At 68.7% G+C, this 14,491-nt stretch carries 13 protein-coding genes; 9 read left to right on the top strand and 4 right to left on the bottom strand.

Translation table 11 applies throughout. From position 1 onward, the window contains the following. Both KBW98_RS22085 and KBW98_RS22080 read left to right on the top strand, forming a co-directional pair. A partial coding sequence (locus KBW98_RS22085) for a hypothetical protein (protein ID WP_211522322.1) occupies positions 1–288 on the top strand: 288 nt, incomplete at its 5' end. Beyond that, on the top strand, positions 261–1,205 hold the full coding sequence (locus KBW98_RS22080) for a PQQ-dependent sugar dehydrogenase (RefSeq protein WP_211522321.1): 945 nt from the start codon (positions 261–263) through the stop codon (positions 1,203–1,205). The genes KBW98_RS22085 and KBW98_RS22080, both read left to right, overlap by 28 nt. A gap of 97 nt (positions 1,206–1,302) precedes the next feature. On the opposite strand, the gene KBW98_RS22075 is transcribed toward KBW98_RS22080, so the two are convergent. The 4 genes from KBW98_RS22075 to KBW98_RS22060 form a co-directional block, all read right to left on the bottom strand. After that, positions 1,303–1,725, bottom strand: a complete 423-nt coding sequence (locus KBW98_RS22075) for a hypothetical protein (protein ID WP_211522320.1) — start codon at positions 1,723–1,725, stop codon at positions 1,303–1,305. A 255-nt stretch (positions 1,726–1,980) separates the two neighbouring features. Then, positions 1,981–2,334: a hypothetical protein gene (locus tag KBW98_RS22070; RefSeq protein ID WP_211522319.1), complete on the bottom strand. Its 354-nt coding sequence runs from the start codon at positions 2,332–2,334 to the stop codon at positions 1,981–1,983. Between the two features lie 145 nt (positions 2,335–2,479). After that, the gene (locus KBW98_RS22065) at positions 2,480–3,103 is read right to left on the bottom strand and encodes a TetR/AcrR family transcriptional regulator (RefSeq protein WP_373888990.1); all 624 of its coding nucleotides are present in this window, start codon (positions 3,101–3,103) and stop codon (positions 2,480–2,482) included. Positions 3,104–3,122: 19 nt separating this feature from the next. Next, a complete protein-coding gene (locus tag KBW98_RS22060) occupies positions 3,123–4,577 on the bottom strand; it encodes a PLP-dependent aminotransferase family protein (RefSeq protein ID WP_373888991.1) in 1,455 nt (484 codons plus the stop codon). A 176-nt stretch (positions 4,578–4,753) separates the two neighbouring features. Between KBW98_RS22060 and KBW98_RS22055 the strand changes: the two genes are divergently transcribed. Genes KBW98_RS22055 through KBW98_RS22025 form a run of 7 tightly spaced genes read left to right on the top strand, consistent with a single transcriptional unit; the run spans position 4,754 to position 14,436 of the window. Further along, positions 4,754–6,070 carry an aspartate aminotransferase family protein gene (locus tag KBW98_RS22055; RefSeq protein ID WP_211522317.1) on the top strand — a complete coding sequence of 439 codons (1,317 nt, stop codon included), beginning with the start codon at positions 4,754–4,756 and terminating at the stop codon, positions 6,068–6,070. 7 nt (positions 6,071–6,077) lie between these two features. Next, positions 6,078–7,571, top strand: a complete 1,494-nt coding sequence (locus tag KBW98_RS22050) for a CoA-acylating methylmalonate-semialdehyde dehydrogenase (RefSeq protein WP_211522316.1) — start codon at positions 6,078–6,080, stop codon at positions 7,569–7,571. A gap of 23 nt (positions 7,572–7,594) precedes the next feature. Beyond that, positions 7,595–8,971, top strand: a complete 1,377-nt coding sequence (locus KBW98_RS22045) for an NAD(P)-dependent oxidoreductase (protein ID WP_211522315.1) — start codon at positions 7,595–7,597, stop codon at positions 8,969–8,971. Beyond that, positions 8,959–10,254, top strand: a complete 1,296-nt coding sequence (gene preA / locus KBW98_RS22040) for an NAD-dependent dihydropyrimidine dehydrogenase subunit PreA (RefSeq protein ID WP_211522314.1) — start codon at positions 8,959–8,961, stop codon at positions 10,252–10,254. The genes KBW98_RS22045 and preA overlap by 13 nt, the downstream gene beginning before the upstream one ends. Before the next feature lie 21 nt (positions 10,255–10,275). After that, entirely contained in the window at positions 10,276–11,775 is a 1,500-nt protein-coding gene (locus tag KBW98_RS22035; RefSeq protein ID WP_211522313.1) for an NCS1 family nucleobase:cation symporter-1, read from the top strand. Beyond that, positions 11,772–13,163, top strand: coding sequence for a dihydropyrimidinase (gene hydA, locus KBW98_RS22030; RefSeq protein ID WP_211522312.1), 1,392 nt, complete (start codon positions 11,772–11,774; stop codon positions 13,161–13,163). The genes KBW98_RS22035 and hydA overlap by 4 nt, the downstream gene beginning before the upstream one ends. Positions 13,164–13,197: 34 nt before the next feature. Then, the gene (locus tag KBW98_RS22025; protein WP_211522311.1) at positions 13,198–14,436 is read left to right on the top strand and encodes a Zn-dependent hydrolase; all 1,239 of its coding nucleotides are present in this window, start codon (positions 13,198–13,200) and stop codon (positions 14,434–14,436) included. The last annotated feature ends 55 nt before the right edge of the window (positions 14,437–14,491 follow it).

Below are 14,491 nucleotides of genomic sequence, written 5' to 3'. Positions count from 1 at the left end.
GCGCCCCCCAACCGGGGGTGGGGGGGGGGGGGGGCGGGGGGGGGGGGGGGGGCCCCCCCCCCCCCCCGCCGCCACCTGTACGTGGCCGACCAGGTCGGGCAGGTGTGGCGCATCCATGTCGCCAGCCGCGAGGACGAGGTCCCGGGCGACGGCGACGGCGACGGTGACGACGGGCGCCGCGAGCCGGCACTGTTCCTCGACGTGAGCCAGCTCTTGGTCCCGCTGGGACTGGGCCCGATTTCAGCACCCTGCCGTCCGGCGTGGCGCCGAACAGCCAGAGCGTGCTGACCGAATGGCGGGTCCAGCGTCCGGGCCGGCGCAACAGCGCGGTCGACCTGGGCAGCGCGCGCGAGCTGGTGCGCATCGACAAGCCCCAGTTCAACCATAACGGCGGGGCGCTCGCCTTCGGTGCCGACCAGATGCTCTACGTGTCGGTGGGCGACGGCGGCGGCGCCGACGACGAGGGCGTTGGCCATGCACCCGAGGGCAATGCCCAGAGCCTGGCGCCGGGCAACGTGCTGGGCAAGATCCTGCGCATCGATCCGCTGGGGCGCAACGCCGCCAACGGCAAGTACGGCGTCCCGCCCGACAATCCCTTCGTGAACAAGCCCGGCGCGGACGAGATCTTCGCCTATGGTTTCCGCAACCCGTTCCGGATGTCCTTCGACCCGTCGGGACGCCTGGTCGTGGGCGACGTCGGCCAGAACGCGGTCGAGGAAGTCGATGTGGTGACGGCCGGCGGCAACTACGGCTGGCGCATCAAGGAGGGCAGCTTCCTGTTCGACCCGGCCGGCCCGGCCGCGCCGGGATTCGTGCATGCCGACAGTCCCGGCCTGCCGGCGGGCCTGGTCGATCCGATCGCCCAGTACGACCACGCGGATGCGGGCCAGCCGGCGTCGCGCGTGGCCGTCATTGGCGGCTACCTCTACCGCAGCCACAAGCTGCGCGGCCTAGAGGGGCGCCACGTGTTCGGCGACTATGCCGGCACGGCGGGGCCGGCGCCGAACGGCCACCTGTTCGTGCTGGGACGCAACAACCGCGTCGAGAAGCTGGTCCCGGTCAACCGCGTTCCCTTCGGGCTGGCGGTGCTCGGCTTCGCCCAGGACCAGCGGGGCGAGCTTTACGTGCTGGCCAACGGCACCGGCACCCTGCTCGGCAAGACCGGGGTGGTCATGAAACTGGTGCGCGCCCGGCGCGGGGACTGACGCCGCGCATGGCCGCATGGCCGCGCATGTGCGCACGCCCGGGTGGCGGCCACCGCCGCCATCCGGGCGCATCGTACAGGCCGTGTACCGAGGCGGCTCAGCGCTGCGCCATGGTGGCCTTGATCACGATGACCTGGGCCAGGCGCGGGTCGCGCGATTCCGGTATGTAGCTCATCAGCATATCGGTGCCGTGCGTGCCGCGGTTGAACTCCATTTCCACGTTGCCGTCATGCGAAACGAACCGGTCCGCCGACACGGCGACCAGGCGGATCGGCCGGCGCTTGTCGATGCGCGCTTCGATGCCGTCGCGGTAGGGTTCCACGGCCAGGCGCCAGCCGTTCGACAGGGCATAGGCGCCGGTCACGCGCTCCTGCTCGTGCGGCCAGATGTCGTAGCCGGGGGCCGGCGCCGTCACCTGCACGGTCGAGCTTGGCGTAGCGGAGGGATAGGGGGTGGTCTGTGCGCCGGCATGGACTGCCAGCAGCAGGGACACGGGGATGGCGAGGTAGGGGATACGCATGATTCGCTCCTTCAGGACACTGGACGGGCCTTCGAGGTGCGTAGCGCATTGAAACCGGTGCGGAGCGCGCCGTCGGGCATGGGATGCACCCTGGCCCTGCCAGTGGCGCTCCCTTCAGTCTAGAGCGGTGTCCGCCGGGCACAAGCCGATTCGCGCGGGTATCACGAAACGGTCTCGAAGCCGCGCGCCTCAGATCGGCGCGATATGACACAGGAAAGGTGCACCTGCGCCGGATTCCGAATCACGAAGCCCGGGCTAGGCCGCGCTCTCGCCATCGGCCGCGGGTTGGGAAAGGGCGCTGATGCGCACACGCTTGGACAGCGCGTGGATGGAGCGTACCGAGGCCACGCTCGGGCCGCCCGCCAGCGGATCGGCGCCGCGGGCATACTCGCGCGCGATCTGGGTCGCGATGTCGGCCTTGCCGGGCACGTGGTCGCGGTACAGCTTGACCAGGCTGACCACCGCGTCGTGCACGCTGCTGTGGCAGGCGCGCGGAATCGCGGGGTTGTCGAGCGACTCGCGCATCGAGGCCGCCATCGCCTGCTCGAGCTGGCGCTCGGCGCGGCTCGCCAGCATCCGGATCTGGTCGGGGGTGAGGGCGATGCGCATGTCAGCCGCCCCTGCGCGTCTTGCGAGGATGGGTATGGTAGCTCATGCAAAAATCATACATGCGACCTATATGCATGCACGATTCAAAATTGTTCCAAATCGTAACCGATGGGCTGGCCCAGCCTTGGCGGGGGCCGGGATGCGGTCAGGCCACGGCGGCCACCGCCCGCAGCACCAGCTCGCCGATGGTGCGCTCGGCATCCTCGAAATCGGAGGCCTGCAGTTCCTCGCGCCCCAGCACCAGCGTCATCTGGGCGGAGAAGTCGGCATACGACTGGGTCATGGCCCACAGCGCGAACAGCAGGTGGGTGGCGTTCACCGGCGCGATGCGGCCGTCGCGGATCCAGCGCTCGAACACCTCGATGTCGCGCCGCAGCAGCGGCACCACGCGCGCGCGGATCTGGTCGCCGTAGAACTTGGCGCCGCCGATCACTTCCATCGCATACACGCGCGAGGCGTAGGGCTGCTCGCGCGAGAAGCGCAGCTTGGCCGCCACATAGGCGCGCAAGACCTCGCCGGGCGCGCCCTCGGCCTCGGCCAGGTGCGCCATGCGCGCCAGCCAGTCGTCCAGCACGTCGTCGAGCACGCGCCGGTACAGGTCCTGCTTGGTGGGGAAGTAGTAGAGCAGGTTCTGCTTCGAGATGCCGGCCTGCTCGGCGACCGTCGCGATGCTGGCGCCCTCGAAGCCGCGCTCGGCGAACAGGCGGGTGGCGGCGGCCAGGATCGCGGCTTCGGCGCGGCCGCGGCGCTTGAGGGAACTGTCGTTCACGGGAAGGTCCATGGGGTCCTCAATGCTGGGCGCGCAGGAAGTCGAGCAGGCGCGGCTCGCTTGCATAGGCTGCATTGAAGCGGAACCAGGTGCTGGCGGGCCGGCGCTGGGTGAAGAAGTCGCCGGGCGCGAGCAGGATGCCGGCCTTGAGGGCGGCGTCGGCGATGGCGCGGCCGTCGCGCCCGGGGCTTGGTGCATCGGGCCAGCCGGCGCTGACGAACATGCCGCCGCGCGGCTGGGCCAGCGGCGCCATGCCGATGCCGCGCAGGCTGGCGATGGCGCTCTCGCGGGCGTCGTCGAGCTGGCGCGCCAGGCGTTCGACCATGCGCCGGTAGCCGCGCGTGCCGATGGCGTCCAGCACCGCGCGCTCGTTGATCTCGGAAGTCGTCAGGCCGCCCACCATCTTCACGCGCAGCAGTTCCGGCATCAGCGAACGCGAGGCGCACAGCGAACCGACCCGCAGCGCAGGCGACAGGGTCTTGGAAAAGCTGCCGACCCGGATCACCCGGCGCAAGCCGTCCATGGCGGCCAGCGAGGCTTCTCCCGGCTGCGCCAGCTCGCGGTAGATGTCGTCCTCCACCAGCCAGAAGTCGAAGCGTTCGGCCAGGCCGAGCAGGCGGTGGGCATCCTGCTGGCTGAGGGAGGTGCCGAGGGGATTCTGCAGCACCGTGTTGACGAACATGAGCTTGGGATGCCGGGCGGCGGCCTGGCGCGCCAGTTCTTCCATGTCGAGGCCTTGCGCGCCGCGCGCGATGCCGACCGGGATGCAGCCGTGGTGACGCACCAGGGCCAGCAGGTTGCCGTAGCCGGGATCCTCCACGAAGACCACGTCGCCCGGCTTGGTCAAGGTGCGCAGCACCAGGTCGAAGGCGTGGGTGGCGCCATGGGTCAGCAGGACCTGGTCGGGGTCGACCGGGAACAGTTCGGCCGACAGGTTGCCGGCCAGGTGCTGGCGCAGGGCCGGGAAGCCGAGCGGGTGGCCGTAGCCGCGCAGGCGGCCGGCCGGGATCTTCATCGCATGGCGCACGGCGTCGAGGATGGTGGTCTCGCCATACCATTCGGGCGGCAGCCAGCCTGCGCCGACCGGCAGCGCCTCGGCCTGGCCGGTGTACAGGTCCGGGGCCAGGACGTCGATCTCCGAGGCGGGGCCGGGCTGGGTTGGGGCGGAGGAAGGCGCCGGCGCGGGCAGGCTGCGCGCGACGAAGAAACCGGAGCCGCGGCGCGCGGACAACAGTCCGAGCTGGTGCAGGCGCTCGTAGGCCTCGACCACCGTGAACGTGCTGACCGCATTGCACTTTGCGAATTGTCTAACCGAGGGCATCTTGGCGCCGGCCCCCAACTGGCCATCGCTTACCATCGCCGAGATGGCCGCCACGATCTGGTCGACCAGGCTGCCGCGGCGGCCGCGGTCGATCCGCAGGGCCGGCCACGCAGCCGGCGCTGCCGGGGCGCACGAAACATCCTCTGTCAACACCGCTTCTTCCATCATCGCCGCTCCCTTGGACGGTTGGAAACTGTACAGGTATCGCTACCGATACGGTTGGTCGCTTCTGCCGGTGGTGTATCTGTTGCCTGTGTTGCCTTGCTGTCTATTATTCACCAGTATTTTGCCAATTGGTAAAAAATTTGCCGCTACGGCGAGGAGATCCCATGAACGAGTCCAGGCCCCAGTCGATGTCGTCGTTTTGGATGCCTTTCACGAATAACCGCGACTTCAAGTCGAATCCCCGGCTGCTGGTATCGGCCGAAGGGATGTACTACAAGGACGTCGACGGCAACCCCATCCTCGACGGCACCGCCGGGCTGTGGTGCGTGCCCTGCGGCCACGCCCAGCCGCGCATCACGGCGGCGGTCGCCCAGATGGCCGGCCAGCTCGATTTCGCGCCCACCTTCCAGATGGGCCACCCGGCCGCCTTCGACCTGGCCGAGCAGCTGATGGAGTACACCGGCCACAAGTTCGGCCACGTGTTCTACACGAATTCCGGCTCGGAGGCGGTCGACACCGCCCTCAAGATGGCCCTGGCCTACCACAAGGCGCGCGGCGAGGGCGGACGCACCCGCCTGATCGGACGCGAGCGCGGCTACCACGGCGTCGGCTTCGGCGGCCTGTCGGTGGGCGGCATCGGCCCCAACCGCAAGCAGTTCGGACCGCTGCTGCCCGGGGTCGACCACCTGCCGCATACCCACAACCTGCTCAAGAACGCCTTCTCGCGCGGCGAACCGGATTTCGGGGCCGAGCTGGCCGACGAGCTGGAACGCCTGGTGGCCCTGCACGACGCCTCCACCATCGCCGCCGTGATCGTCGAACCTGTATCGGGTTCGACCGGGGTGCTGGTGCCGCCGAAAGGCTACCTGAAGCGCCTGCGCGAGATCTGCGACAAGCACGGCATCCTCTTGATCTTCGACGAGGTGATCACGGGCTTCGGCCGCCTGACCACGCCCTTCGCCGGCGACTATTTCGGCGTCGAGCCCGACCTGATGACGGTGGCGAAGGGCATCACCAATGCTGTGGTGCCGATGGGCGCGGTGTTCTCGAAGCGCCACATCCACGACACCATCATGGATGCGCCGGCCGGCATCGAACTGTTCCACGGCTATACCTATTCCGGCCACCCGCTGGCCTGCGCGGCGGCGCTGGCGACCCTGGAAACCTTCCGCGAGGAGCGCGTCCTCGACAACGCGCGCGAGATGCAGCCTTACTTCGAGGACGCCCTGCACGCGCTGCGCGGCCTGCCGCACGTGATCGACCTGCGTTCGATCGGCATCGTGGCCGGCATCGAGCTCGAACCCATCGCCGGCAAGCCGGGCGCGCGCGCCTACTCCGCCCTGAAGAAGGCCTTCGCGGACGGCATCCTGATCCGCACGACGGGCGACATCATCGCGCTGTCGCCGCCGCTCATCCTCGGCAAGCAGCATATCGACGAGCTGTTCGGCAAGCTGGCCAACGTCCTGAAAAACCTGGATTGAGAAACCGATGACCCTGATCCCGCATTTCATCAACGGCCAGCTGGCCGACTGTACTGGCGCCCGCTGCGCGGACGTCTACAACCCCGCACGCGGCGAAGCTTGCGCACGCGTGGCCTTGGCCGACGCCGCCGACGTCGACGCCGCAGTGGCTGCGGCGAGCGCTGCCTTCCCCGAGTGGGCCGCCACGCCGCCGCTGGCGCGGGCGCGGGTGCTGTTCAAGTATTTGCAGCTGTGCCGCGAGCACACCGACGAATTCGCCGCGATGGTCACGCGCGAGCACGGCAAGACCTTCCAGGATGCGCAAGGCGAGGTCGCGCGCGGCATCGAAGTGATCGAGTTCGCGGTCGGCGTCCCGCAGCTGCTCAAGGGCGAGTTCACCGACCAGATCGCACGCGGCATCGATGCATGGGCCATGCGCCAGCCGCTCGGGGTGGTGGCGGGGATCACGCCCTTTAATTTCCCGGTGATGGTGCCGATGTGGATGTTCCCGGTGGCCATCGCCTGCGGCAATACCTTCGTGCTGAAGCCCTCCGAACGCGATCCTTCCCCCTCACTCCTGCATGCGCGCCTGCTCAAGGAAGCTGGCCTGCCGGACGGCGTGTTCAACGTGGTGCAAGGCGACAAGGCGGCGGTCGACGCGCTGCTAGACCATCCGGATATCCAGGCTATCAGCTTCGTCGGATCGACCCCGATCGCGGAATATATCTACGCCCGTGGTTCCGCGAACGGCAAGCGGGTGCAGGCCCTGGGCGGCGCCAAGAACCACATGGTGGTGATGCCGGACGCCGACATGGACATGGCGGTCGACGCCCTGGTCGGCGCCGCCTACGGCTCGGCGGGCGAGCGCTGCATGGCGATCTCGGTCGCCGTGGCGGTGGGCGAGGCGGGCGACCGCCTGGTGGCCGCACTGGCGGAGCGCACGGCGCGCCTCAAGATCGGCGACGGCATGATGGAGGGCGCCGAGATGGGGCCGGTGATCACGCGCGCCGCCAAGGAACGCATCGAGCGCCTGATCGGCCAGGGTGTGGAGGAGGGCGCGACCCTGGTGGTGGACGGGCGCGGGCACACGGTGGCGGGCTGCGAGAACGGCTTCTTCGTGGGCGGCACCCTGTTCGACCATGTCCAGCCGTCGATGACGATCTACAAGGAAGAGATCTTCGGCCCGGTGTTGTGCGTGGTGCGCCTGCCGGACGTGGGCAGCGCAGTGAAACTCATCAACGCCAACGAATACGGCAACGGCGTCGCCATTTTCACCCGCGACGGCGGGGTGGCGCGCGAATTCGTGCGCAAGATCGAGGTGGGCATGGTGGGCGTGAACGTTCCGCTGCCGGTGCCGATGGCCTTCAACAGCTTCGGCGGCTGGAAGCGCAGCCTGTTCGGCGACCACCACGCCTATGGCCCCGAAGGCGTGCGCTTCTACACCCGCCACAAGGCGGTGATGCAGCGCTGGCCCGACAGCGCCAGCGCCGGCCCGGAGTTCGCTTTCCCGCAAATGAAGTAGGTCAATCGAGAAAAGGGATGCCCATGATCGAATCGCTCCAGCATTTACCGCCCGCCGCGGGATCGAACGGTGAACTGGCCGCCCAGTTCACCGACCTGGCGCCGCCGCTCAGCGCGCGCCAGGCCGCCGTCGAAGCGGCCCGCTGCCTGTACTGCTACGACGCGCCCTGCATGCGCGCCTGCCCGACCGGCATCGACGTGGCCAGCTTCATCCGCAACATCCACGACCAGAACGTCGACGGCGCCGCCCACGGCATCCTGAAGGCGAACATCTTCGGCGGCAGCTGCGCCCGCGTCTGCCCGACCGAGATCCTGTGCGAGGACGCCTGCGTGCGCAACCACCCGGCCGAGCGCGAACCTGTGCGCATCGGCCTGCTGCAGCGCTACGCCATCGACAACGCCAATCTCGCCAGCCATCCCTTCCAGCGCGCGCCGGCCACCGGCAAGGTGGTGGCCGTGGTCGGCGCCGGCCCGGCGGGCCTGTCCTGCGCCCACCGCCTGGCCATGCTGGGCCACGACGTGGTGGTCTACGAGGCGCGCGAGAAGGCCGGGGGACTGAACGAGTACGGCATCGCCAAGTACAAGCTGACCGGCGACTTCGCCCAACGCGAGGTCGACTTCCTGCTGTCCATCGGCGGCATCGAGATCGTCCATGGACGCAAGCTGGGCGGGAACCTGAGCCTGGCGGAACTGCACGCGCGCTACGACGCGGTCTTCCTCGGCATCGGCCTGGGCGCCAGCCGCGCCCTCGGCCTGACGGGCGAGGAGGCGCCCGGCCTGATGGCGGCGGTCGACTATATCGCCGCCCTGCGCCAGGCCAGCGACCTGGCAAGCCTGCCGGTGCCGCGCCATGCCGTCGTCATCGGCGCAGGCAATACGGCGATCGACATGGCGGTGCAGATCAAGCGCCTCGGCGCGGCGGAAGTGACCCTGGTCTACCGGCGCGGCCTGGAAGCCATGAGCGCCACCGGCCACGAGATCGAGATCGCCAAGGCCAACGGCGTGCAGATCCGCACCTGGGCCGCGCCGCTGGAGGTGCTGCTCGACGAGGCCGGCAAGGTGGCCGGCATGCGCTTCGAGCAGACCCGCATGGAGGATGGCCGCCTGGTGCGCACCGGCGGCATGCTGGAGATCGCCGCGGACGCCGTGTTCAAGGCCATCGGCCAGGGCATGGACGAAACGGGCTTCAGCGAGCCGCTCGCCCGCGAGCTGTCCCGGGAAGGAGAGCGCATCTGGATCGACGAGCGCTTCCGCACCGCACTGCCGGGCATCTACGCGGGCGGCGACTGCGTGGCCCCGGGCCAGGACCTGACGGTGCAGGCGGTCCAGCACGGCAAGCTGGCCGCGCTGGCGATCCACCACGACATCCAATCGAAGACGGAGGCAGCATGGCCGACCTGAGCATCGACTTCTGCGGCATCAAGTCGCCCAATCCCTTCTGGCTGGCCTCGGCGCCGCCGACCGACAAGGCCTATAACGTCGTCCGCGCCTTCGAGGCGGGATGGGGCGGCGTGGTGTGGAAGACCCTGGGCGAGGATCCGCCCGCGGTCAACGTGTCCTCGCGCTACTCGGCCCACTACGGCAAGAACCGCGAGGTCATCGGCTTCAACAACATCGAGCTGATCACCGACCGCAGCCTGGAAATCAATCTTCGAGAGATCACCCAGGTCAAGAAGGACTGGCCGGACCGCGCGATGATCGTGTCCCTGATGCTGCCCTGCGAGGAAGCGCCCTGGGCCGCGATCCTGCCCCTGATCGAGGCCACCGGCGCCGACGGCATCGAGCTGAACTTCGGCTGCCCGCACGGCATGCCCGAGCGCGGCATGGGCGCGGCCGTGGGCCAGGTGCCGGACTACGTGCAAATGGTGACCGCCTGGTGCAAGAAGCACACCCGGCTGCCGGTCATCGTCAAGCTCACGCCCAACATCACCGACGTGCGTGCTCCGGCCAGGGCGGCGCTGGCGGGCGGCGCCGACGCGGTGTCCCTGATCAATACGGTGAACTCGATCACCCACCTGGACCTGGACCGCATGGTGGCCTATCCGGTGGTGGGCGGCGCCAGCACCCACGGCGGCTATTGCGGCCCGGCGGTCAAACCGATCGCCCTCAACATGGTGGCCGAGATCGCACGCGACCCGGCCACGCGCGGCCTGCCGATCTCCGGCATCGGCGGCATCGGCAACTGGCGCGACGCGGCCGAGTTCATCGCCCTGGGCGCGGGCTGCGTGCAGGTGTGCACGGCGGCCATGCTGCACGGCTTCCGGATCGTCGAGGAGATGCAGGACGGCCTGTCGCGCTGGATGGACAGCAAGGGCTACGCCAACCTGGCGGCCTTCTCGGGCAAGGCGGTGCAGAACACCACCGACTGGAAATACCTGGACATGAACTACCAGGTGATCGCCCACATCGACCAGGACAAGTGCATCCAGTGCGGCAAGTGCTACCTGGCCTGCGAGGACACCTCGCACCAGGCCATCGCGCGCGCCGTCGACGGCAAGCAGCGGCGCTACGAGGTCATCGAGCAGGAGTGCGTGGGCTGCAACCTGTGCGAGATCACCTGTCCGGTCGAGTCCTGCATCACGATGGTGCCGCAGCAGACCGGCAAACCGTACATGAACTGGACCCAGGACCCGCGTAATCCACGGGCCGAAGCGCCTACCGCTGCCGCCGCCGACGCGGCCTAGCGAGAACGAGGAGAGGCCAGCATGGACTCGACACCCAGCTCCGAACTGTGGAACGCCGACCTGGCGCCGACCACCGCCTTTCAACGCACCTGGCACTGGTACCACTTCGCGGCGCTGTGGGTGGGCATGGTGATGTGCATCCCGGCCTATACCTTGGCGGCCAGCCTGATCGAGTCCGGCATGTCGGGCTGGCAGGCCGTGTACACGGTCTTCCTGGCCAACGCCATCGTGCTCGTTCCCATGCTCCTGATCGGCCACGCCGGCACCAAGTACGGCATCCCGTACGCGGTGCTGGCGCGTTCCTCCTTTGGCACCCGCGGCGCCAGGCTGCCGGCCCTGATGCGCGCCATCGTCGCCTGCGGCTGGTACGGCATCCAGACCTGGTTCGGCGGCAGCATGATCTACACGCTGATCGGCGTGATGAACGGCGCGCCCATCGGCGGCGAACCAATCGCCGGCCTGGGCATCAACCTGGCCCAGCTGGGCTGCTTCCTGGCCTTCTGGGCGATCCAGGTCTATTTCATCGTGCACGGCATCGAGTCGATCCGCAAGCTCGAGACCTATACCGCGCCGCTCAAGATCGCGATCTGCTTCGTGCTGCTGTGGTGGGTGTACGACAAGGCAGGCGGCTTCGGTCCGCTGCTCGACCGTCCGTCGGAATTCGCCGCAGGCGGCAAGAAGGCGGGGCAGTTCTGGACCGTGTTCTGGCCTTCGCTGACGGCCATGATCGGTTTCTGGGCCACCCTGGCGCTGAACATCCCCGACTTCACCCGCTTCGCCCGCAGCCAGCGCGACCAGGTGATCGGCCAGACGGTGGGGCTGCCGCTGCCCATGGGACTGCTGGCGGCGCTGGCGGTGATCGTCACCTCGGCTACCGTGGTCCTGTACGGCAAGGCCTTGTGGGACCCGGTCGACCTGGCCAGCCGCATGACCGGCATCGCGGTGCTGGTGGCGCTCATCGTGCTGCTGGTGGACACCGTCAGCGTCAACCTGGCGGCCAACCTGGTTGGCCCGGCCTACGACTTCTCGGCACTGGCGCCGAAGCGCATCAGCTACCGGACCGGCGGCTATATCACGGCCGGGCTGGCGCTGGCCATGATGCCCTGGAAGATCCTGGAATCGACCCAGAACTACATCTTCACCTGGCTGGTCGGCTATTCGGCCCTGCTCGGGCCGATCGCGGGCATCCTGATCGTCGACTACTACCTGGTGCGCAGGACCGAGCTGGACGTGGCGCAGCTGTACCGCGACGACGGCATCTACGCCTACCGGGGAGGCTGGAACCTGGCCGCCGTCGCCGCCTTCGTGCTGGGCGTGCTGCCCAATCTTCCCGGCTTCCTGCATGCCGCCTTCCCGGCGGCCTTCCCGGACGTCGGCGACAGCTTCAAAACCATCTATACCTACGCCTGGTTCGTGGGCCTCGCCATCGCGGCCCTGGTCTACGGCGCCATGATGAAGGTCCGCCGCACCTCGGCGCCGGCGCTGGCGCCCACCATTCTTACATCGAGGGAGATTCCATGACCGTGATCATCCGTGGCGGTACCGTCGTGAACGCCGACCGCGCCTTCCGCGCCGACGTCCTGTGTGTGGGCGACAAGATCGCCGCGGTGGGGGAGAACCTGGAGGTTCCGCCGGGCGCGACCGAGATCGACGCGCGCGGCCAGTATGTGATGCCGGGCGGGATCGACACCCACACCCACATGCAGCTGCCCTTCATGGGCACGGTGACCGCCGACGATTTCTATACCGGCACCGCGGCCGGGCTGGCGGGCGGCACCACCACCATCATGGATTTCGTGATCCCCGATCCGAAACAGTCGCTCCTCGAGGCCTACCACACCTGGCGCGGCTGGGCGCGCAAGGCGGCCAGCGACTACACCTTCCACGTGGCGGTCACCTGGTGGGATCCTTCGGTGCATGAGGAGATGGGGGTGCTGGTGCGCGAGCATGGCGTCAACAGCTTCAAGCACTTCATGGCCTACAAGAACGCCATCATGGCCGACGACGAAACCCTGGTAAAGAGCTTCCGGCGCGCGCTCGAGCTGGGTGCCATCCCGACCGTGCACGCGGAGAACGGCGAGCTGGTCTACCAGCTGCAGCAGGAATTGCTGGCCAAGGGCATGCGCGGCGCCGAGGCCCACCCGCTGTCGCGTCCACCGGAAGTCGAGGCCGAGGCGGCCAACCGCGCGATCGCCATCGCCAACGTGCTGGGCACGCCGGTCTACATCGTCCACGTGTCCTGCGCCGAGTCGCTGGACGCCATCACGCGCGCCCGCGCCAGGGGCCAGCGCGTCTACGGCGAAGCCCTGGCCGGCCACCTGGTGATCGACGACAGCGTCTACCGCCACCCGGACCCCGAGTTCGCGCGCGGCCACGTGATGAGCCCACCGTTCCGCAGCAGCCACCACCAGCAGGCGCTGTGGCAAGGTCTCCAGGGCGGCAACCTGCACACCACGGCGACCGACCACTGCACCTTCTGCGCGGCCCAGAAGGCGGCCGGCGCGGACGATTTCACCAGGATCCCGAACGGCTGCGGCGGCGTCGAGGAACGCATGGCCGTGGTCTGGGACGCAGGTGTGGGCACCGGGCGCCTGACCCCGTCGGAATTCGTGCGCGTGACCTCCACCAACGCGGCCCAGATCTTCAACATGTACCCGCGCAAGGGGCTGGTCGCGGCGGGGGCCGACGCCGATATCGTGGTCTGGGACCCGGAAGGCACGCGCACGATCTCGGCCCAGACCCAGCATTCCAAGGGCGGCTTCAACGTGTTCGAGGGACGCACGGTGCGCGGCGTCCCGACACATACGGTGGCCGCCGGCAAGCTGGTATTCGAGCGCGGCGAGCTGCGCGCCGAGGAGGGCGCCGGCCGCCACATCGACCGGCCCGCGTTTAGCGCGACGGCCGCCTGAAGCGGACTACGCAAGCACATCGACAGGGGAAAACATGAACGAACTGCGTATCGACGGCAAGCGCCTGTGGGACTCGCTGATGGAACTGGCCCGCATCGGGGCGACCGAGAAGGGCGGCGTCAAGCGCCTGGCGCTGACGGATCTCGACCGCCAGGGACGCGACCTGGTGGTGCGCTGGGGCCGCGAGGCCGGCCTGGCCGTCACGGTCGACCAGATCGGCAACGTGTTCATGCGGCGCGAAGGACGCAATCGCGCGCTGCCTCCAGTGGTCACGGGCAGCCACATCGACACCCAGCCCACCGGCGGCAAGTTCGACGGCAACTACGGTGTGCTGGCCGGGCTCGAAGTGGTGCGCACCCTGAACGACCTCCGGATCCAGACCGAGGCCCCGCTCGAGGTGGCGTTCTGGACCAACGAGGAAGGCTCGCGCTTCGTGCCGGTGATGATGGGCTCGGGCGTGTTCTGCGGCGCCTTCAGCCTGGAAACCGCCTATGCGGCGCGCGATACCGAGGGAAAAACGGTGGGCGAGGAACTGGAGCGGATCGGCTACCGCGGCGAGGAAGTTCCGGGCCGCCACCCCATCGGCGCCTATTTCGAGACCCACATCGAACAGGGACCGGTGCTGGAAGACGCCGGCAGGGTGATCGGTGTGGTGCCGGCCGTGATGGGCCTGTCCTGGTACGACTGCACGGTGAACGGCATGGAAGCGCATGCCGGCCCGACGCCCATGGGCCTGCGGCGCGACGCGCTGCAGGTGGCCACCGTCATCATGCAGGAAGTGGTACGGATCGCGAACCGCTATCCACCCTACGGACGCGGCACGGTGGGCATGGTGCAGGTGTTCCCGAACAGCCGCAACGTGATTCCGGGGCAGGTCAAGTTCAGCATCGATCTGCGCAACGTCAGCGACGCGCTGCTCAACACCATGCACGAGGAAATGCTGGCCTTCGTGGCCAGGACCCGTTCCGAGAGCGGGCTGGCGATCGAGGTCGAGCGGGTGTCGTATTATCCGCCTTGTCCCTTCCACCCTGACTGTGTGAACGCGGTGCGCGCGGCAACGGAGAAACTGGGGTATTCGACCATGGACGTGGTGTCAGGCGCCGGCCATGACGCCATCTACGCCGCCCGGGTGGCGCCGTCCGGCATGATCTTCGTTCCCTGCAAGGACGGGATCAGCCACAACGAGATCGAGGATGCGCGGCCGGATCACCTGGAGGCCGGCTGCAATGTGCTGCTGCACGCGATGCTGGAGCGGGCCGGGATCGCCAGCTGATGCCGTGGGGGGGGGGGGGGGGGGGGGGGGGGGGGGGGGGGGCGGGGGGGGGGCG

This window comes from Massilia sp. ST3 (assembly GCF_018119405.1).
Classification (GTDB): domain Bacteria; phylum Pseudomonadota; class Gammaproteobacteria; order Burkholderiales; family Burkholderiaceae_D; genus Telluria.
The sequence above is the reverse complement of the archived record's forward strand: the minus strand, read 5'-3'. Positions and strand labels throughout refer to the sequence as shown.